This window comes from Porphyromonas sp. COT-108 OH1349, from assembly GCF_000768755.1.
Classification (GTDB): Bacteria; Bacteroidota; Bacteroidia; order Bacteroidales; family Porphyromonadaceae; genus Porphyromonas_A; species Porphyromonas_A canoris.
This window is the reverse complement of record NZ_JRAH01000003.1, coordinates 1-19,602: the sequence shown is the minus strand read 5'-3', so window position 1 is coordinate 19,602 and position 19,602 is coordinate 1. Positions and strand designations below refer to the sequence as shown.

At 45.9% G+C, this 19,602-nt stretch carries 13 protein-coding genes, 2 pseudogenes and 2 CRISPR repeat arrays; of the genes and pseudogenes, 3 read left to right on the top strand and 12 right to left on the bottom strand.

What is annotated here, in order from left to right; all coding sequences use genetic code 11:
- Window positions 1–125: 125 nt before the first annotated feature.
- The 7 genes and pseudogenes from JT26_RS00210 to JT26_RS10950 all read right to left on the bottom strand — a co-directional run bounded on the left by JT26_RS00210 (window position 126) and on the right by JT26_RS10950 (window position 5,051).
- Window positions 126–440, bottom strand: a complete 315-nt coding sequence (locus JT26_RS00210) for a helix-turn-helix domain-containing protein (RefSeq protein ID WP_036844459.1) — start codon at window positions 438–440, stop codon at window positions 126–128.
- Window positions 428–2,485, bottom strand: a pseudogene (locus JT26_RS00205) (bifunctional DNA primase/helicase). The gene JT26_RS00210 and the pseudogene JT26_RS00205 overlap by 13 nt, the downstream one beginning before the upstream one ends.
- Window positions 2,475–2,852 carry a MerR family transcriptional regulator gene (locus JT26_RS00200; RefSeq protein ID WP_036844456.1) on the bottom strand — a complete coding sequence of 126 codons (378 nt, stop codon included), beginning with the start codon at window positions 2,850–2,852 and terminating at the stop codon, window positions 2,475–2,477. The pseudogene JT26_RS00205 and the gene JT26_RS00200 overlap by 11 nt, the downstream one beginning before the upstream one ends.
- A 4-nt stretch (window positions 2,853–2,856) precedes the next feature.
- Window positions 2,857–3,189: a helix-turn-helix domain-containing protein gene (locus JT26_RS00195; RefSeq protein ID WP_036793040.1), complete on the bottom strand. Its 333-nt coding sequence runs from the start codon at window positions 3,187–3,189 to the stop codon at window positions 2,857–2,859.
- Between the two features lie 774 nt (window positions 3,190–3,963).
- On the bottom strand, window positions 3,964–4,299 hold the full coding sequence (locus JT26_RS11080; protein ID WP_255359377.1) for a tyrosine-type recombinase/integrase: 336 nt from the start codon (window positions 4,297–4,299) through the stop codon (window positions 3,964–3,966).
- On the bottom strand, window positions 4,296–4,880 hold the full coding sequence (locus tag JT26_RS11075; RefSeq protein WP_255359376.1) for a tyrosine-type recombinase/integrase: 585 nt from the start codon (window positions 4,878–4,880) through the stop codon (window positions 4,296–4,298). The genes JT26_RS11080 and JT26_RS11075 overlap by 4 nt, the downstream gene beginning before the upstream one ends.
- Window positions 4,881–4,946: 66 nt before the next feature.
- Window positions 4,947–5,051 (bottom strand): HNH endonuclease, encoded by a 105-nt coding sequence (locus JT26_RS10950; RefSeq protein ID WP_235299990.1) that lies wholly within the window; start codon window positions 5,049–5,051, stop codon window positions 4,947–4,949.
- A gap of 43 nt (window positions 5,052–5,094) precedes the next feature.
- Here JT26_RS10950 and JT26_RS10945 point away from each other — a divergent pair, with 43 nt between their 5' ends.
- Window positions 5,095–5,412: a hypothetical protein gene (locus JT26_RS10945; protein ID WP_235299989.1), complete on the top strand. Its 318-nt coding sequence runs from the start codon at window positions 5,095–5,097 to the stop codon at window positions 5,410–5,412.
- Window positions 5,413–5,513: 101 nt separating this feature from the next.
- Here the strand turns inward: JT26_RS10945 and JT26_RS10940 are convergent, their stop codons facing one another.
- Together JT26_RS10940 and JT26_RS00180 are read right to left on the bottom strand one after the other, a co-directional pair.
- Window positions 5,514–6,119 carry a DUF262 domain-containing protein gene (locus JT26_RS10940; protein ID WP_235299988.1) on the bottom strand — a complete coding sequence of 202 codons (606 nt, stop codon included), beginning with the start codon at window positions 6,117–6,119 and terminating at the stop codon, window positions 5,514–5,516.
- 148 nt (window positions 6,120–6,267) lie between these two features.
- Complete coding sequence (locus tag JT26_RS00180; protein ID WP_081966342.1) at window positions 6,268–7,341, bottom strand: adenine-specific methyltransferase EcoRI family protein; 1,074 nt, start codon at window positions 7,339–7,341, stop codon at window positions 6,268–6,270.
- Between the two features lie 348 nt (window positions 7,342–7,689).
- Between JT26_RS00180 and JT26_RS00175 the strand changes: the two are divergent.
- Window positions 7,690–7,890: pseudogene (locus tag JT26_RS00175) on the top strand (DUF3853 family protein); the annotation flags it as partial.
- A gap of 547 nt (window positions 7,891–8,437) precedes the next feature.
- Here the strand turns inward: JT26_RS00175 and JT26_RS00170 are convergent.
- Window positions 8,438–9,907 carry an arylsulfatase gene (locus tag JT26_RS00170; RefSeq protein WP_235299997.1) on the bottom strand — a complete coding sequence of 490 codons (1,470 nt, stop codon included), beginning with the start codon at window positions 9,905–9,907 and terminating at the stop codon, window positions 8,438–8,440.
- Window positions 9,908–9,943: 36 nt separating this feature from the next.
- Between JT26_RS00170 and JT26_RS00165 the strand changes: the two genes are divergently transcribed.
- Window positions 9,944–10,708, top strand: coding sequence for an alpha-N-acetylglucosaminidase TIM-barrel domain-containing protein (locus tag JT26_RS00165; RefSeq protein ID WP_081966341.1), 765 nt, complete (start codon window positions 9,944–9,946; stop codon window positions 10,706–10,708).
- 368 nt (window positions 10,709–11,076) lie between these two features.
- On the opposite strand, the gene JT26_RS00155 is transcribed toward JT26_RS00165, so the two are convergent.
- The gene (locus JT26_RS00155; RefSeq protein ID WP_152566946.1) at window positions 11,077–11,370 is read right to left on the bottom strand and encodes a hypothetical protein; all 294 of its coding nucleotides are present in this window, start codon (window positions 11,368–11,370) and stop codon (window positions 11,077–11,079) included.
- A gap of 203 nt (window positions 11,371–11,573) precedes the next feature.
- Complete coding sequence (locus JT26_RS00145; RefSeq protein WP_036844440.1) at window positions 11,574–15,515, bottom strand: leucine-rich repeat domain-containing protein; 3,942 nt, start codon at window positions 15,513–15,515, stop codon at window positions 11,574–11,576.
- A 1,314-nt stretch (window positions 15,516–16,829) separates the two neighbouring features.
- Window positions 16,830–17,235: a CRISPR direct-repeat array (repeat unit 28 nt; unit sequence GTGTTCTTGCTCACATCCAGCGAGGTGA).
- A 1,424-nt stretch (window positions 17,236–18,659) separates the two neighbouring features.
- Window positions 18,660–18,937: direct repeats of the CRISPR family, unit length 26 nt; unit sequence TTCTTGCTCACATCCAGCGAGGTGAG.
- Between the last annotated feature and the right edge of the window lie 665 nt (window positions 18,938–19,602).

Genomic DNA, 19,602 nt, shown 5'->3' with positions numbered 1-19,602 from the left:
TGGAAATCGTGCAGATTGAACGAAAAAAGTAGTTTCAAGTTGAATTCCTTGCATTCAATACATCAAAAGCGATATTGTAACAACAATAGAATCCAACTCTTTTCTATACCTCAATCGACATTACCCTACTTCTCCTTTACAAGCATCTCATCAATCTCATCTCGCTTAGAGAGCAATCGACCGTTGGCTTTGAGATACGGAATTTTTCCCTCCCAAACCCGGTTGTAGATGGTCTTTTGTTCCACACGCAAAAGCTTCGCCACCTCAATGATGTCGAGATATTCAGAATTGAGTGGTGGACGAACTGTAGTATCAAGCAGCTGGTCTTTGAGTACGAGTAGTTCATCGATCTTCTCCTCCATAGAGAGCATATGCTCAAAAAGGAGTTTAACCCTATTCGCTTGCTGATTTTCTGACTTATTCTCTTCTATGTACGACATCTCTCCCCCTTTTGATAGTTGCCGTTAGTGTCCTGTGTCAAGACACCCTGCTCACGCATATAGGCGATGTACTTCTTAGCCGTGCGGTCTTTGATCTCCATTTCCCGCATCAACACCTCACAGAGTTCTTGATACGAGAGCCTAGTGTTTAGCCCGAAGGCTTCTCGGATAACCGCTACCAACTCTTCGGTCTTGCGTTTATCCTTATCTTCCCTGGATTTCTCTCCTCGATAAACGTGCATATTCAACTCTTTACTCCAGCCCAAAAGCATCATTGGCACATCCAATGGGCTTCTATCTCGTACTCTTAACGCCTTTACTACTGAATATTCGGGATTTTCGTTCCTCTCGATAGACAGAATTCCGGCTGCTTTACGTTGCAATTCTGAACCGATATGTCCACGAAGCTTAATCCCATTAGGTACAAAGTGAAGTACACAGATGATGCAGGTGTTATAAATCCCCGCTAAACCGTAGAGTTCATCGATAATAGCAATACTTTCGCTTTCATCATTGGCTGAGCGTATCAGATCGGCAATTCCATCAATTACGACAAGATAAATCCCTGCATGTTTATGATGAAATGGATCCATACTCTCACGGATTAATTTAAGACGGTCTTTACGAGAGAGCGAGGCTAGATACAATGAATGATAAAATTCGGGGACAGTAGCTAAAGAGGCTCGACGTAGGGTCTTGCCTAAATTCTTATGCAGTTGAGCTTCTGATTGCTCTGTGTCATAATGTAACACAGCTAATCTCTTAGGATTGGGAGTAACCTCCAGCCCCGAGTTTTTTTCAGTTTCTAAACGTTCTACCCCAAGTGTTCCCGATAGAATTGCTGAGATATAATTACTTTTACCAGTGCCCTCTCCTCCTGTAATACAAAAAAGATTGTCTTGAGATCCAAGAGGTACTCCATTAACAGAAACTACAGATTTAGAAACGTCTGGAGGGTTCTCATAATCTATTTCACAGGAACGTAGCATCATTATTGTTTGGCTATATACATCCAAAAACATTTTGGATAGTAGCCCTCGAAACTCATCACGTCCGTTCCCCAAAGCAAAGTAGTCAGATATATCTTTCTCTGTTTTTGTTCCACTAAGCGGAAGACGGAGTTGAAGTACTTTATATTTGGATAGTTGTTCTACTTGACGGTCTGCTTCACGATTCCCCGTCTCATCGTCATCATATAACAGTATGATATGACGAAATCTCAGGCTCAAACCCTCTATCACATTTTCGGGAATTTGAGCCGTCTCACTGTTAAAACAGATGGCATGAAATCCATGGGCAGACAATGCAAGTACATCCTTCTCCCCTCCCGTGATAAAGAGCATATCTCCTTTTCATGGGAGTTGTTCCATACCAAAACAATAAATGTTTGGCATTCGTCCTCCATACAAAAATCTAATTTTTGGACTATGAGGTCGATAGATTTTCACATAGCCATTCCCGATATAGGCAAATATCGGCTCTGTCGGAAAACTATGAAGTTCAAATCTTTTCCCTTCGGACGAGACACTTTCATAACGCTTGAGGCTTCTGACCCGAAAACGTTGAAGCGTATCTTCATAGATACCATAATGTGCCCAAAAGTTTAGCAAGGTATCATCGAAAACTTGTATCTCAAAGTCATAAGGGCGTGTGTTCAAAAGGGAAACTTTTTTACCGTTTTGAGGTTCTGGTGTCATCTTTCCATAAGCAGAAAAAGTATTACTAAGCTTACCATTGTACAGGGAATGCAACCCTAGTCCTTGTATGATGGTATCAATCACTTCTGGGAAATCGCTTTTAAGGTTCAATCCCAGTAAAGTTGCAACAAACCAGAAACAATCCCCCGAATAAGTTGGATCTCCATGGTCGTAAAACTTGTAGGAGTAACTCTTTTTGTCATAGTAAATATGACAGGAGGCTCGCTTATCCTCATAAAAAGGGCTACGAAAGTTACGATGCAGATTTATCTCGAAGCCCAGATAATGAGCAAACACATTTAGACCTCCCTGTGTTAGGGCGAGAATCTCGTTTTTATCAATCGTCATTCTTACGGTTTAAGCATGAGTTTCTAATAAGATTGTCTTTGAAGCGATTTAGACGCCCTATCAGGTCTTCATTACGCATCCCCGAGACACGTAATCGATTACTCTTTACAGCAATAAGAATAGACTTAAAAAAATATCTAACATCTCCGCTCTCAGTATATCGGTAGCGTATGAGTTGCTTCTTGCGCCACCGATATAAGGTCGACTCGGAAATCATTAATGTTTCGACAAGATCCTCGGTTGACATCTCCAACTCATCATCAATATCTTGTAATAAATGACTTGTTCTTTCAACATACTGCTCAATTCTATTGAGTTTATCTACCAAGTCCTGAAAGGCTTGACTTTCTATGGCAATCAGATCCATTTGTTCAAATGTTTACTTTACTTGTAATAGAGACATCCGTTCTCAGTTCGCTTATAGCTCGCATAATAGCTTCATAGGATTCATTCGTGAAAACTATGAGATGAACTTCTGCAATGGGGGCTTTGTTCCCTTCATTTGCAAGGAATGCAAACAGGTCTTTGATCTTAATGTTCAAAACTTGAGCATAGTCTGATACTTGCTGTAGTGTTAACTCTGTTTCACCACTCTCCCAACGAGAAATAGTACTACCTGTAACACCCAACTTTCCAGCTACATAGTCCTGTTTGTAGTTCTTTTCTAGTCTTGCTTCTCGAAGAAAATCTACTAACTTTTTCATATCCTTAAAGTTATTCTGGCATCTTGGCAAGAACAACTCGCTACATACAAGTTCTTGCACCCAATGCAAATCGTCTTGCATCAGATGCAAATTGATATTAGTAGCGTATGCACCGGGGCATATCCAAAATACCGTATTATCTTGTGTGTTGATTGGATTGTAAAGTGGTTATCTGCAACTCTGTTCTAATCCTTTCTCCTTGGGTTTGATGTAAACAGAATACATAAAAGACCTTCACCAAGGATAAAGTTATAGTTTTATCAGGATTAAAATCAGAAATATGAGGTTTTGCCAAGAACTCCAGTGCACGGTGCAAGTCCCCTTATATAGAGGGACTTGCACCGTGCACTGGGCAATGTAGCAATAAAAAATCTAACTGTTTAAGGAACAACGATTTGGAAGTGTGTACGTTTTTCTATAACTTCGCACCCAGAAAAATGATGCTCAAAAAAGGTCATTAGGTTGTCAGAGCGCTAGTCAACCAGCAGTCAAATAACTGCTACAAAAATGCTATAATGTCTTGGTAGATAATTGATATACAACGATTTGAGAGGTGTTTGCTCACAAACCTCTCTCTCCGCAATAAGGGTGTAAATCAGCAAGAGTATGCGGTTTACACCCTTTTTCACATCCAAAAACTTAGAGGTAAAAAATCTCCACCCAAGACTGTAAATCTTGGGTAGAGATTTTGTTTAGTGTTATGCGATATGCACCTGTAAAAGCAACTTACAAGAAATACTGGTAAGTTGTCATTCCTTATGCTGAGATCATTTGTTATTTCAGCTCAAGGAACCGACTCATCTTCTCAATGCAATATTTCTTTTGTTGCAGGTTGGGGTGTACATACAGATTAAGTGTCGTTGATACATTGGAGTGTCCGAGAATAGTACTGACAGTTTTATAGTCGCACAGACTTTCTATGCAGCGTGTTGCAAATGTATGTCTGAGCCCATGAAAAACAATCGGTGGAATCTGTAGGTGCTTGAGTACTCGGGCAAAATAATCTCGATAGGTGCGAGGGTCTATTGCTTTGATAGACGAACCAACAACAAAGGGCGAAACGGATGATTTCTTCACGATACACAAAGCCTCAAACAGATGTCTGCTCATAGGGATCTCTCGAAACGAATGCTTTGTTTTCGGAGTGTAAAAACTTGCTCGGTAGCCCCTTTTTCGCAATCGTATACGCGTGCCACTGTTTGCCGTATACGGAGGATTCGATGAGACAAATCTACACAAGACCACTCTAATGCGCACACCTCCCCGATACGCATACCCGTACAAATCGAGAGCAGTATCCCTATATTCTTGGAGTCTGGCTGCTCAATGAGATAAGTCATAAGCCTGCGTTGATGCTTAACTGACATCACAGGCAACTTACTACCTTTCTCTATTGTTGGGTAGCTTAGTTGCCAATTCTCCGACTCAAATAGTTTCTGTCTTGCTCCATACTTAATAATAGCCCTAAGTACGGCAATGATATCTCGAACGGTTTTCTTGGAGAGGCCTTTATTTATCTTATCAATAATAAAATCTTGGACATCGGCCTCTGCAATCTGAGTCATAGCCCCAAATCGGGGCAACAAATGCGAACGAAGGGTAAGGCGATAGGCGCACATAGTAGAATACTTCACGATGGGCTGCTTCGCCTGACTCCATAGTTGTGCCACTCTTGCAAATGTTGTTTTCATCTTGTACATTTTTTATTGTTGATAGGTTTATATAATCTACCAGATATGTACGAGATGAGAAACTGTTTATTTATTTCCTTTGGATCTGTTGTGCGTCCTGCAGAGCATTTCGCAATTGGCAAGAGTTGTGCTGCCGCCTTTGCTCCATGCTCTCACATGGTCGGCATCCATCTCTGTGAGTTTGTAAATACGTGTTTTGTTGGCATTCCCCCCAATGGCACACAGAGGACAATTCTATTTTTTCCTCTTTCTCAGCTCGTTCCGTCTGTCGCTTATAGGCCACTTTCTTGTCCTTTTCGTCAAAGATGCGTACATCCAAGAGATGGGTATGCTGCTCTCTGCCCAGTACATATTCATAGATATTGCGAGGACATCTAATAGATTCGTCTTGGCGGAGTGCGATGACGCGTGCAGTGATATGGTCTATACTATAGGGCTTCGTGTGGTATGTTTCGTAGAGGCGTCCCCACTCTATCTCACACATCTCTTTGTCTGTCATCGTGAAGGTAGTAGCAACCCAATCGATTACTGAGCGGAAGTAATGCTCCAACTCTGTAATCTCTACATCGTGCCGGTGCATACTCATATAAGCATCGATAGTTTTATGCAGGCTTGTGCTCACCCATTCGAGGGCTATCCTGAGATAATCTTGTCGCTTGACATTGCCCTTGTATAGTGGCTCCACTTGTGTACCTCAGCATTCTGCGAGTTGCTAAAAACTCGTTTCGCTGCGTTGACAAATGCCCCTGAGTAGATAGCATTGAGTAGCTCCTGTTCGTTGAGCGGTACACCTGTGATATTGATGGTTCTGAACCATTCTTTAACCTCTCGTTCTTCACCCTGACAGACATACACCAAAAGCTTTGAGTTTAATATGAGCTGTTGCTGCTCCGCAGGTAAGCCAGAGAGGTATTGAACATTACCATTGGAATCCTGAATAGCAAACTTCCCCGTAACAAAACGCCCGATAGAGGTAATCCGTTGCTGTCCGTCTAACACCTCATACTGACCCTCGGGCGTAAGATTGAAGTAAATCAAACCCAAGGGGTAGCTACTTAGAATAGACTTAATGACTGCAACATCTTTTTTGCCATCGTTGTAGATGTAGTGCCGTTGATACTCTGGCTGTATCGTAAGCTTGCCGTCTAAGCCGAAAAGACCTTTGCCCTCAAGTTCATTGTAAACAAAGCCTTTGCAAATGTCGGCTACAGTCCATTCGGTATGTAGTTCTGTTTTCATTTATTGTATTTGCATTTATGCTACTTAGTTGAAATCTTAGGGTGTAGTGAAAGCGAAGGTAAAGGGCTTTCTAACGGACTTTGGTATAGCAATAGCGGTATAACACAGCCTCTTATTCAAGCTCAGAGAGTATACAAACGTATTTTTATTAGAGCAAGAACTTAATGAGTATTCGCGCATAGACTTCTTTATTATTGATACTACATCGTTTACCTGGAATAGGATTGTCCTCTATATATCGGTCTATACCTAAGATTTCAAATTGCTCCGGGCAGTACTTATCAAGAAAAGATATTGGAACACCCATAACGCCTTCATAATCCGAAGGGATTGTATCGGTAAAAGGCACCTCAATAGCATCATAGTTGTCGTATCGATCGTAAGCCTCCTTATTCTTCATTTTCTTGTTGTATCGCAGATTATCCTCCATTGTCATAAGAGCCAAAGGTTGGTGACGACGACCATGCTCAAGGTTGGAATACCAACAAGAATTACCTAATCTTGTATAGTCTCCAATATATCCTAAGCGAGCTGCCTTTTGCTTATCCTTTTCATCAACTTTAGCACCTTTAGGAACTCCAAATACCATATCTTTCCCATTCCCTGTCGCCCCCAGCCAGATTTTATTCTCTTTAATTAGAGGGAATACTTCCTTGTAGGTAATCGCATTCATATTACCAATGACAGCAAACTGTTTACCTCCCTCCATAATCCAAGCTAAGAACTCACGAAAGAACGAAAATGGTGGATTCGTCACAATGATGTCGGCTTCATCTCGCAGAGCTGTTACTTCTGTACTACGGAAATCCCCTGTACCCTCGAGATACTCCCATTCCAAGTCATCTATATCAATCTTACCGTTATAATTAGTGTCATGAGTGAGGGTGAAAATTTTCCCACAAATAGCCGACTTCTCCGCATTGTATCGAGGATCTTCTGTCTCGAATAGGGAGGGTTGCCAATCAGATTTATAGTTCTTGCTCTCTTGTGCTAAGCTCGTACTAATCAGTTTCTTTAGTCCCAATTCGTCAAACTTAGCCACGAAGAAACGTGTGAAGTTGCTCCATTCGGGATCATCACAGGGGAGCAATACCGTCCTGCCTCGGAATACTTCCGCACTATATTCTATGTAGGCATTCATTTCAGCCTCTATATCGTGATACTGCGTATAGAATTCATCATTCTTAGCAGCTTTAGCCTCTTTGAGGTTTTTGTTTGCCATATACTTTATTTGAATAACAAAACTTATTTTACAAGGATATGAATAACCGAGCAGAGGAGCGAGGGGATTTCCCTATTTAACACTGAAAAAACCAAAGTAGGGCTAGGGGGGGGCGATATAGAGCGAGAGGCTCGGGGTAGTGATACTCTGCGAGCCTCTTTTCGTGTGAAAATGAGTGTTGTGGGTGAGGCTATGAGAGATTTTGACTTTCCACTTTTTCCTTGCATTTACCGAGAATCACTTACCCTTTTACAAACAGTAAATTAGCCCATACTTTTGCAGTGTCAGAGCTGACTGATATCCCGATGCGCAAGGGCAAAAGTATTCACAACTCAACTGCAATGAAGTATGATTTTAGAAGAACTTTTGGGCAAGCCCGTATGGCAGATGACTGGAGAGGAATTGCTCTTCCTTGCTCGCCACGGCTCGCAGCCCAGCAATACTACTACGGAGGCAAGCCCCTCCAAAGAACAAAGACGATATGTGTATGGGCTATCGGGCATAGCTCATTTTTCAGCTGTAATTCCCATTACTATCCGTATCAAGCAAGGTAGATGATTATCTTTAGGTGCAGATCTTGCGCTTAAATAGCTAATTGCAAAACGGAAGGTTAGTTCGTTTGTTCCATGCAAGGAAGATAATTTTGTCCCAAGTACTTTTGAGTTCGGCTTTTAGGTGTCGGAAGTATCATTTTGACAATTCACGACTCATGCGATATACTCCCTTTTTATGCACAAAAATAAGATCACGGCTCTCTTTGTCTAAGATATACGTACCTCTGCTTGTATCTGTCGAGACGCAGATAGTCCTTTTCGGATGGGTTTGGCAGTCTTCTAATATCCATTATCTCAACAAACCTTTTTGGACAGATCAAATAACAGCATCAGAACCTTTGGAGAAGTAGTACATTTCTACTCCGATGTCCGAATTTTCAATACGATCCTCTGCTTGATATTTAGGGGTAAAATTGCCCCATCAATAAGCAATATGTCTAATTCCGGAAGTTAATTTTTCATTTACTTCTAAACAAAAAAAGGGGAAGAGACTCGCCATGATCGGTGAGCCTCTTCCCCTTTTTTCCAAACAGCCGGAGGCTTTAGGGATTGCGTTCTTTCTGAAGGATTGCTTGCATCCGACGGACGATGTCGGGGTGCTTGTCGGCAACGTTGTGTCGTTCTTCCGGATCGGATGGGAGGTGATAGAGCTGCGGACGGGGGAGGTAACCGGTCTCGATCTTCGGTCCCCACGTGATCATGGGTGCTCCGTTGGACGGCTCTATGTATTTCCACTCCGGTGTGCGGACGGATAGGGTCTTGTTGGCAGCCTGCCCGATCACATGAGAGCGGTGCGGAGCATCGTGCCGACCAAGCCATGCGGAGAGCGCCGGGCGACTATCGGAAGCGGCACCGGACGAGAGCGTGATGTCGAGGAGGTGGGCAAAGCTCGCCAGCCAGTCCGCCTGACTCACGACACGGTCGGAGGTGCCTTTGCCCTGCTGCCCTCTGCGCCAAGAGAGAATCGCCGGGACGCGAGTGCCGCCCTCGAATGCACTGTACTTGAATCCGCGCAGACCTCCCGACGGGCGGTGTTCTCCAAGAAGCTCTTCGGCTCTGTCCTCGTAGCCGTCATCAACGACAGCCCCGTTGTCGCTGGAGATGAGGATGATGGTATTGTCTCTGATGCCGAGCTCGTCAAGGGTGCGAAGGAGTTCGCCCACAGCCCAGTCGAACTGTACGATGGCGTCTCCCCTCAGTCCCATGCTGCTCTTTCCCCGGAAGCGAGGATGCGGAAAGCGGGGGACGTGGACATCGTTCGTGGCATAGTACATGAAGAAGGGTTGGTCCTTGTGTTCGCGGATGAACTGCACGGCTTTCGCAGTGATGCTGTCCGCGATGTTCTCATCTTTCCACAACGCACGACCTCCTCCCCGACTGTAACCGATGCGGCCAATGCCGTTCACGATCGCCATGTCGTGCCCGTGAGAAGAGCGCAGTTGAAGGAGCTCCGGATGTGTCCGTCCCAGAGATTCTCCCAGGAATGGTCGCAGATAGCTCACTTCGATGGGAGCAGACGGATCGTAGTTGGCGACGGTGTCTTGTTCGATGAAGACGCAAGGAGTGCGGTCTGCAGTGGCAGCCATGATGTAGTGGTAGTCGAATCCCAAGTCTTTCAGTCCCATCGTAAGAGGCTTGTTCCAGTCCTGCTTGCCTGTCTCCGGCCCAAGACCAAGGTGCCACTTCCCGATGGCTGCCGTGGCATAGCCCGCCTGCTTGAAAAGATCGGAGAGGGTAAACTGCTCCGGCTTGATGATCATTCCTGCATCACCCGCCGCAACATCCGTCCCGGGCTTCCGCCACGCATACTCTCCCGTGAGCATACCATATCGGCTCGGCGTACTCGTCGCAGCCATGGCATAGGCGTTGGTGAACCGGACTCCTTCCTCTGCCAGCTTGTCGATATTGGGCGTCTCCACGCCTTTAGCTCCATAACAGCCCAGGTCTCCGTAGCCAAGGTCATCGGCATATATGATCAGCACATTGGGACGATCTTTGCTCTGTCCCCACATCGCCAAGGGAAAGCTTAGAAAAAGCGAACCAACGAGATATTTCTTGTTCATAAGTCTTTCGTTTTTATCTTCTCCGCAAAAATAAACTTTATTCTCTATAAGGAGGAGATTAAAGACTTCATTGCGCATCCTGTGTTTGGTGTCTGGTGGCTGATGGGCAACTTGGAGGGCTGGGGAGGTCCCGTAAGCGATACTCTGATAGAGCAGCAGAAGGAGTTGCAACAGAAGATTCTCGAACGGATGAGAGAGTTGGGTATCGAGCCGGTCATGCAAGGCTTCTATGGCATGGTGCCTACGACGCTCAAGGATAAACTCTCTGCCGGCATCATCCCTCAAGGCAGAGGGGCAGGAGGATTTCAACGCCCCGACTTTTTACTTCCCACGGATCCGAACTTCAAAAGAGTGGCGCAGATCTATTACCAGGAGATGAAGCGGCTGTATGGTAATGATCTCAGACACTTTGGAGGAGATCCATTCCATGAGGGAGGGAATAGCTCCGGAGTAGATGTTGCCCTTGCTTCGTCCGCCATCCAAAAGGAGATGATGCAAGCCTTTCCGCAGAGCTGTTGGGTGCTGCAAAGGTGGGGAGAGAATCCCGGCACAAAGCTCTTGCAGGGTCTTGACAAACGGCATGAGCTTGTGATCGAGCTGTTCGGGGAAAACACCGACAATTGGGAGAGAAGAAAGGGCTACGAAGACACTCCGTTTCTCCGGTGCAATGTCAGCAACTTTGGGGAGAAGAATGGTCTGTATGGCAAGCTGAAGGCATCCGAACCGAAGCACCGGACTACTTCGAGATAGAAAAAAGATGGATCGACGCCCCGACAATCCCCTCCACTCCCCGTATATCTTCCGATAGATACCGGGAAATCTTGGAGCAGCTATCCATTGGGAATTAAGCCGGATTAAAGTCCATCTTCTCCTCCTCCATCCTCAGCTTTTTCTCTCCTTATTTTCATCTCTCCTAAGGGTTATCCACAAAAATTTTTCCCCTTGGCCACAAAAATTTTTCCCCTTGGCCACAAAAATTTTTCCCCTTGGCCACAAAAAATTTCCCCCTTGGCCACAAAAAATTCCCCCCTTGGCCACGCAATTTTTTTTCCTTGGCCACGTAATATTTCCCCCTTGGCCACAAAAAATTCCCCCCTTACTCACAAAAATTTTTCCTCTTAGCCACAAAAAATTTCCCCCTTGGCCACAAAAAATTTTCCTCTTAGCCACAAAAATTTTTCCCCTTGGCCACAAAAAATTTTCCTCTTAGCCACAAAAAATTTCCCCCTTGGCCACAAAAATTTTTCCCCTTGGCCACAAAAATTTTTCCCCTTGGCCACGAAAATTTTTCCCCTTGGCCACGCAATTTTTTTTCCTTGGCCACGCAATTTTTTTTCCTTGGCCACAAAAATATTTTTTCTTGGCCACAAAAAATTATTTTCTTGGCCAAGAAAAAAATTTTTCTTGGCCAAGAAATTTTGACGCTTTCCGCAAAGAATTCTTTCCGCCTCCGAAAACACTTATTATGAAGCACTTACAGCCCCCGGGAAAGTATCCCGCTCCGCTTGCTCTTCTACCCTGCTGTTCCTCTTCCGTTTCGACATAAAAAAGCAGCGCCGGCACTTATCATCGTACCGGCGCTGCCTGCGTCTGTCTGTTTCCTCAGGAGCAGAGATTATGGAACGGGGTCAAGAGATACCGTCCAGCCCTTGTCCGTGGCTATCTTCTTGTCGCACTCATCCGTGCCCGGATTGCCGTGGATGTAGATGGTCTTCTCGCCTCCCACCACCCCGGTTACATCGGGAAGCGTTCGGAATATCTCGTTCAGTGTCTCGGCACTCAGCTTACAGTTGCGGCAATACAACATATCGTTTATGCTGCCGGAGATCTTCAAAGAGCTCAGATCCTTGTTGTTGTCGCAGCCGAAGACGGTCAGATTCTTGTTGTTGCTCAAATCCAGGGAGGTGAGGTTGTTTACGTAGCAGTCCAGATGTTCCAAAGCCGTGTTCTTGCTCACATCCAGCGCGACGAGCTGATTCTTGAAGCAGTTCAACTCCGTCAACAAGATGTTATTGCTCAAATCCAGGGAGGTGAGGTTGTTCCTGTCGCAGTAAAGCACTATCAAATCCGTGTTTTTGCTCACATCCAAAGAGGTGAGCTGATTTTCGTAGCACATCAGCGCTAGCAACATGATATTCTTGCTCACATCCAAGGTTGTAAGCTTATTCCTGTCGCAGTGGAGATCCGTCAAATCCGTGTTCTTGCTCACATCCAATGTTTCTATCCGGTTGCCGTAGCAGTACAACTCCTTCAGTGCCGTATTGTCTCTCACATTCAAGGAGGTGAGCTTATTATTGTTGCACTTCAATATTTCCAAAGCCGGGTTGTAGCTCACATCCAAGGAGGTGAGGAGATTGTCGTGGCACTGCAACCTTTCCAAAGCCGTGTTCTTGCTCACATCCAATGTTTCTATCCGGTTGCCGTGGCAGTACAACCCCTTCAGTGCCGTATTGTAGCTCACATTCAAGGAGGTGAGCTTATTATTATAGCAGCCCAACCCTTCCAAAGCCGTGTTGTGGCTCACATCCAATGTTTCTATCCGGTTGCCCTGGCAGTACAACTCCTTCAGTCCCGTGTTGTCGCTCACATCCAAGTCCGTGAGCTTATTATTATAGCAGCCCAAATATCTCAAAGCCGGGTTGTCGCTCACATCCAAGTCGATGATTTCTTGATTACTGCAGTTGAGGGCGGTTACCTTTCCATATATGGTGAAGTCAGAGAAACGGAGGGTGTACTCTTGGAATCTTCCAAATACGGTTACTGCCTCGCCTGCGTCTTTAACATCGTTATCATTCAGGTCTATCCAGACATCCGGACGATCCGGCGCATCCGCATCCAACAGAAGTGTGATCTTGGAGCCGACCGGTTTCTCTGTCGTCAGAACCATCTCCCAAGGAGAAGGAAGCCCCGCGACATCCACTTTCCATCCCTTATATGTTGCAATATCGGGATGACAAGCAGCCGCTCCGGGATTGCCTGCAATAAGGATCTGCTGGTTGCCGGTGAGTCCTCTCACATCGGGAAGTGTCCGGAAGATCTCGTCCAATACGCTTTCACTCAGCTTACAATTGGAAAGAACCAAGCCATAGTTTAGGGTGCCGGGAACTTCCAGATGTGTCAACTCTTTGTTATCACGGCTCTCCAGATAGGTCAGATTCTTATTGTTGCTCAAGTCTAAACGGGAGATCTTATTGTTACCGCAATACAGATACTTCAAAGCAACGTTCTCGCTCACATCCAGTGCATTGAGAAGATTATTATTGCAAGAGAGCCGGACGAGAGCCGGGTTCTTACTTACATCCAATATCAAGAGTTTATTCTCCCTACAGTTCAAGTCTTTCAAAGCAATGTTCTTGCTCGCATCCAGTGCCGTGAGGCCATTTTTCTCGCACCGCAGCGTGGTTACCTTTCCATATATGGTAATGGTCTTGGCTCCAAGCGTGTACTCTTGGTGTTTGCCAAATTGGGTTACGCTCTCACCCGCATCTTTTTTCTTGTTGTTGTTCAGGTCTATCCAGACTTCCGGGCGGTCCGCGTCATCTGCATCTATGCTAAGATTGATCTTTTCTCCGACCGCTTTCTCTGTCGTCAGCACCATGCTATTGATAAGAGGAAGCCCCACGACATCCACTTTCCATCCTTTTTGGGTGGCTATTTCGGGATGACAGGCGTCCGCTCCGGGATTTCCTGCAACAAAGACCTTCTTATCGCCAATGCTTTGCCCTGTTACATCGGGAAGAGTTTTGAATATTTCGTCCAGTGTCTCTGCGTCCAGCTTACAATTGAGGCTGAACAGTGCATTATTTATACTGTTGGGAATCTTCAGAGAGCTCAACTCTTTGTTGTCCCTGCAATCCAAATAAGTCATCTTCTTATTACCACTCACATCTAAAGAAGGGAGGAAATTTTCGCTGCAAGACAAGACAATCAATGCTGGGTTCTTACTCACATCCAACGAAGTGAGGCTGTTGCCGTTGCAATACAACTCTTGCAAGTCTGCGTTACTGCTCACATCTAAAGATTTCAGCCCGATCTTGTTACATAAAAGTTCGGACAAAGCCGTGTTTTTACTCACATCCAACGAATTGAGAGGATTAGAGTGGCAGACCAGCTTGGTCAGCCGTATATTTTCACTCACGTCCAAAGAGCTGATCGAAGAGCCAGAGCAGTCCAAATAAGTCAGCTTTGTGTTTTTGCTGACATCCAAAGCAGTAAGTTCATCTATATCGCAGCATTCCAGCTTTTCCAGTTCCGTGTTCTTACTCACATCCAACGAAGCGAGAGGATTCTCGAAACAGAGCAATTCTTTCAAAGCCGGACTTTTACTAAGATCTAACGTTTTGATTCCTGCCGCGGAGCAGTTAAAAACAGTTATCTTTCCGTACACGGTAATGGTCTGAGAGCCGAGCGTGTATACTTGTTTTTCGTCAAACGTGGTTACACTCTCTCCTGCATCTTTGGTATTGTTGTTGTTCAGGTCTATCCAGACATCCGGACGGTCTGCGTCATCTGCATCTACCAAAAGCCAAATCTTCCCGCCAACTGCCCTCTCCGTGGTCAAAGAGATCGAAGGCAGATCCTCTTCCACGCCATCGCCCAGGATTCTCAGGCTGTTCTCTTTCCACTCCGCCTGCACACGATAAGCCTTGCCGGCAGTCATCGAGAACGCTTTGGCTCTCTTTTTGTTGGCCGAGAGTTTGGTGCCATGCTCCGTCTGCATGGATATGCCGAACTCCGGAATGTTCTTTCCCGTAGGGCGATGCCAAACGGCAAACGTGTGAGTCGCTCCCGGTGCAATGCCGATGCCGGATCCCGCTGCTTCCAAAGGGTTTGGCTTGTCTCCGTCTGCTGACACCACCTCGTCAGTCATCGGTTTGTAGAGATAGTGCTTCCCGTTGCCGGGCAGATAGCGCCACTCGTCCGCTCCCGGATCGGTGCCGTAGAGATGACAGTTGAGCACTTTCAGCTCCGCATCCGAGCTGTTCTTGAGATCGACATACTCCACACTTCCGAGATGTGCGAACGGAAGAAGCATTTCGCCCGAAGCCGCCATATCTTCGGGCTCCACTTTGAGCTTGGAAAGGACGGGAACGGCAATATCCGACAGACGATCGCCTCGCAAGGGCAGAATGTCCAAAAGAATCTCTTTGTTACGAATACTCACTCCCTCTCCCGGCACTCCGCAGAATGCGTGAATGGTGTACTCTTCCGCCGTGTCTATGATCTCGGGCACTTCGATGTCCAGCTTCGCACTTTTGCCTTCCTGACCGATGCTGCCTACGACCACCTCCACCGGTTCCGTAAGCCGTGCTCCTTGCTCGAAGACGAACGTTACTTTATCTCCCGACTCCCAGCGGGCCGAAAGGATGTTCTTGACAGCATCATTTTCCAATGCCACTCGTGTTGAAATGCCGTCCTGAGGCATGGATGCCGTAAAGGTCAGCTGCCGCTCTTTCTGTCCCGGCAATAGTGATTCGCGTTCGTTTTGACAGCCTGCCAACAGAAGGGCAGACAGCAGAAAAAACGATAGTAAAAATTTAATAGAGATACGTTCCATCTGATTTTTGTTTTTATTAGTTTCTCATTCGGTACTTACAACGCATAAAGTCTCAAGGATCGCCACCCGCGGCAGGTTATATGTTCAGGTGTGGCTTCTCCCGCATATCGTGATGTCCTAAAGGTACAAAGATTCAAAAACAGAACCAAAACTTTAGTCATAAATACCGACACGAACCAACTTTTCTCCCCCAAAAAGCACCTCTTCTCAGCCAAAAAACTCAAAAAAACAAGCCAAAAAGTTTTTCCAAAAACGGGAAAAAGTTTCGGAGAGAGAGGAGATCCTTCATCTCCCGTCATCATGAAAATTCATTTCCGCACGCAGACAAAAATATGTCCGCAAGCATAAAAAATACCTCCCATTCGTATAAAAATATATTTTCCTGCCTATGAAAATATATTTTTATGCCCGGATCGCCACAACTCTTATGCTAAAGAAAATACTTTTTCTGCGCACGCAGATATTTTTTCGTCCGCATGAAAATNTTTATGCCCGGATCGCCACAACTCTTATGCTAAAGAAAATACTTTTTCTGCGCACGCAGATATTTTTTCGTCCGCATGAAAATTTTTTTCTATGCCCATGAAATTTTTTTTCTATACCCATGAAATTTTTTTTCTATGCCCATGAAAATTTTTTTCTATGCCCACGAAAATTTTTTTCTATGCCCACGAAAATTTATTTTCTTGGCCACACAAATTTATTTTCTTGGCCACAAAAATTTATTTTCTTACCTACGGAAATATTTTTTCTTACCTACGGAAATATTTTTTCTTACCTACGGAAATATTTTTTCTTACCTACGAAAATATTTTTTCTTACCTACGGAAATTTTTTTTCGTGCGCACGTAAATTTTTTTTCGTGCGCACATAAATTTTTTTTTGTACGTACGAAATTTTCATGCTCTCCGAAACCGACCTTTTCTCTTTTCCCGATTCCGGTTTTCCGTCTCGGCACAAAAAAAGCAGTGCCGGCACTTATCGCACCGGCACTGCCCGAATTTGTCTACAATATTTTACGCCCCGCCACTTCGGGGTGAGGGAAATTCCCCTCAATCATAATCAATATTAACCGTCCACCCTTTGTCTTCGGCTATCTTCTTGTTGCACGCATCCGTACCCGGATTGTCTACTATCCAGATCTTCTTCTCGCCTTCGGTCTGCCCTTTTACATCGGGAAGCGTGCGGAATATGGTATTCAGTGTCTCCGCACTCAGCTTACAGTAGCGGACCCACAACTTATCATTTATGCTGCTTGAGATCTTCAAGGAGCTTAGACTCCGGTTACCCTCACAGGAGAATCGTCTCAAAGCGGTGTTCTTGCTCACATCCAGCGAGGTGAGCCTGTTAGAGTAGCACTCCAACTGTTCCAACTTGGTGTTCTTGCTCACATCCAGCGAGGTGAACTTGTTATGGGAGCAGGACAACGTTCTCAAAGCGGTGTTCTTGCTCACATCCAGCGAGGTGAGGGAGTTATGGCTGCAGGACAAATGTTCCAAAGCGGTGTTCTTGCTCACATCCAGCGAGGTGAGGGAGTTCTTTTCGCAGTCCAAATAAGTCAAGGCAGTGTTCTTGCTCACATCCAGCGAGGTGAGCTTGTTAGACTCGCAGGACAACGTTTTCAAAGCCGTGTTCTTGCTCACATCCAGCGAGGTGAGACTGTTAGAGTAGCAGCCCAACGATGTCAAAGCGGTGTTCTTGCTCACATCCAGCGAGGTGAGACTGCCATAGTAGCAGCCCAACGCGGTTACCTTTCCATACACCGTAATGGTCTGAGAGCCGAGCTTGTACTCTTTATTGAAGTTAAAGCTGGTCACGCTCTCGCCTGCATCTTTGACCTTGTTGTTGTTCAGGTCTATCCAGACATTCGGACGGTCTGCCGGCTCGGCATTGATCAAAATCTTTATCTTCTCGCCGACGGCTTTCGTTGTCGTCATCGTCATGCTGTTGCCGGCAGGAGGAGGAGGAGGAGGAGTATCTCCGACATCCAATTTCCAGCCTTTGTCCTTGGCTATCTTCTTGTTGCACGCCGCCGTACCCGGATTACCTTTGATATATAGCTCTTTCTCGCCTTCTGTCTGCCCTTTTACATCGGGAAGTGTGCGGAATATCTCGTTCAGCGTCTCCGCGCTCAGCTTACAGCCGTTGACCCACAACCTATCATTTATGCTGCTCGAGATCTTCAAGGAGCTTAGATTCGGGTTCTTCGAGCAAAAGAATTGTGTCAAAGCAGTGTTCTTGCTCACATCCAGCGAGGTGAGGGAGTTAGAGCCGCAGGACAACACTTTCAAAGCTATATTCTTGCTCACATCCAGCGAGGTGAGGGAGTTAGAGGCGCAGCCCAACAGTACCAAAGCCGTGTTCTTGCTCACATCCAGCGAGGTGAGAGAGTTTTCGGTGCAGAACATCCGTACCAAAGCCGTGTTCTTGCTCACATCCAGCGAGGTGAGAGAGTTCTTTTCGCAGTCGAACCCGCCTACCTTTCCATACACCGTAACGGTCTGTGCACCGAGTGTGTACCCTTTATTGATGCCAAATTCGGTTACGCTCTCGCCTGCATCTTTGACCTTGTTGTTGTTCAGGTCTATCCAGATATTCGGACGGTCTGCCGGTTTGGCATAGATCTTAAGCATTATCTTCTCGCCGACGGCTTTCGTTGTCGTCATCGTCATGCTGTTGCCGGCAGGCGGAGGAGGAGTATCTTCGACATCCAATTTCCAGCCTTTGTCCTTGGCTATCTTCTTATTGCACGCTGCCGTACCCGGATTGTCTTTGATATATAGCTCTTTCTCGCCTTCTGTCTGCCCTTTTACATCGGGAAGTGTGCGGAATATCTCGTTCAGCGTCTCCGCACTCAGCTTACAGCCGNCAGGCGGAGGAGGAGTATCTTCGACATCCAATTTCCAGCCTTTGTCCTTGGCTATCTTCTTGTTGCACGCTGCCGTACCCGGATTGTCTTTGATATATAGCTCTTTCTCGCCTTCTGTCTGCCCTTTTACATCGGGAAGTGTGCGGAATATCTCGTTCAGTGTCTCCGCGCTCAGCTTACAGCCGTTGACCCACAACGTATTATTTATGCTGCTTGAGATCTTCAAGGAGCTAAGATTCGGGTTCTTTTCGCAGGAGAATAGTCTCAAAGCGGTGTTCTTGCTCACATCCAGCGAGGTGAGCTTGTTAGAGTCGCAGTCCAACCGTTCCAACTCGGTATTCTTGCTCACATCCAGCGAGGTGAGGGAGTTAGAGACGCACATCAACTCTGTCAAAGCCTTGTTCTTGCTCACATCCAGCGAGGTGAGGGAGTTATAGGAGCAGTTCAACTCTGTCAAAGCGGTGTTCTTGCTCACATCCAGAGAGGTGAGGGAGTTAGAGAGGCAGACCAACTCTGTCAAAGCCGTGTTCTTGCTCACATCCAGCGAGGTGAGGGAGTTCTTTTCGCAGTCGAACCTGCCTACCTTTCCATACACCGTAATGGTCTGTGCACCGAGTGTGTACTCTTCGGAGTTAAATACGGTTACGCTCTCGCCTGCATCTTTGACCTTGTTGTTGTTCAGGTCTATCCAGACATCCGCTTGGTCTTCCGGTTCGGCATAGATCCAAAGCTTTATCTTCTTGCCCACGGCTAGCGTTGTCGTCATCGTCATTTGGTTAGGAACAGACGGAGGAGGAGTATCTCCGACATCCAATCTCCAGCCTTTGTCTTCGGCTATCTTCTTGTTGCACGCCGCCGCTCCCGGATTACCTTTGATATATAGCTCTTTCTTCCCTTCTGTCTGCTCTTTTACATCGGGAAGCGTGGTGAATATCTCGTTCAGTGTCTCCGCGCTCAGCTTGCAGTCGTTGCAGTCCAAATAGTTGTTTATACTGTTACTGATCTTTACGGAGCTTAGGTTTTTATTCTTCTCACAGTCCAGAGATGTCAGAGCCGTGTTCTTGCTCACATCCAGCGAGGTGAGACTGTTAGAGTAGCAGACCAATCCTGTCAAAGCCGTGTTCTTGCTCACATCCAGGGAGGTTATCTTCTGACCATAGCAGTTCAAGTAGCTTACCTTTCCATACACCGTAACGGTCTGTGCAGCGAGTGTGTACC

What these genes read in the sequence shown, in the direction of transcription:
- JT26_RS00210 (WP_036844459.1), bottom strand. Translation starts at nt 440, where the DNA reads ATGTCGTACATAGAAGAGAATAAGTCAGAAAATCAGCAAGCGAATAGG.
- JT26_RS00200 (WP_036844456.1), bottom strand. Translation starts at nt 2,852, where the DNA reads ATGGATCTGATTGCCATAGAAAGTCAAGCCTTTCAGGACTTGGTAGAT.
- JT26_RS00195 (WP_036793040.1), bottom strand. Translation starts at nt 3,189, where the DNA reads ATGAAAAAGTTAGTAGATTTTCTTCGAGAAGCAAGACTAGAAAAGAAC.
- JT26_RS11080 (WP_255359377.1), bottom strand. Translation starts at nt 4,299, where the DNA reads ATGAGCAGACATCTGTTTGAGGCTTTGTGTATCGTGAAGAAATCATCC.
- JT26_RS11075 (WP_255359376.1), bottom strand. Translation starts at nt 4,880, where the DNA reads ATGAAAACAACATTTGCAAGAGTGGCACAACTATGGAGTCAGGCGAAG.
- JT26_RS10950 (WP_235299990.1), bottom strand. Translation starts at nt 5,051, where the DNA reads ATGGATGCCGACCATGTGAGAGCATGGAGCAAAGGCGGCAGCACAACT.
- JT26_RS10945 (WP_235299989.1), top strand. Translation starts at nt 5,095, where the DNA reads ATGGCACACAGAGGACAATTCTATTTTTTCCTCTTTCTCAGCTCGTTC.
- JT26_RS10940 (WP_235299988.1), bottom strand. Translation starts at nt 6,119, where the DNA reads ATGAAAACAGAACTACATACCGAATGGACTGTAGCCGACATTTGCAAA.
- JT26_RS00180 (WP_081966342.1), bottom strand. Translation starts at nt 7,341, where the DNA reads ATGGCAAACAAAAACCTCAAAGAGGCTAAAGCTGCTAAGAATGATGAA.
- JT26_RS00170 (WP_235299997.1), bottom strand. Translation starts at nt 9,907, where the DNA reads ATGTGGGGACAGAGCAAAGATCGTCCCAATGTGCTGATCATATATGCC.
- JT26_RS00145 (WP_036844440.1), bottom strand. Translation starts at nt 15,515, where the DNA reads ATGGAACGTATCTCTATTAAATTTTTACTATCGTTTTTTCTGCTGTCT.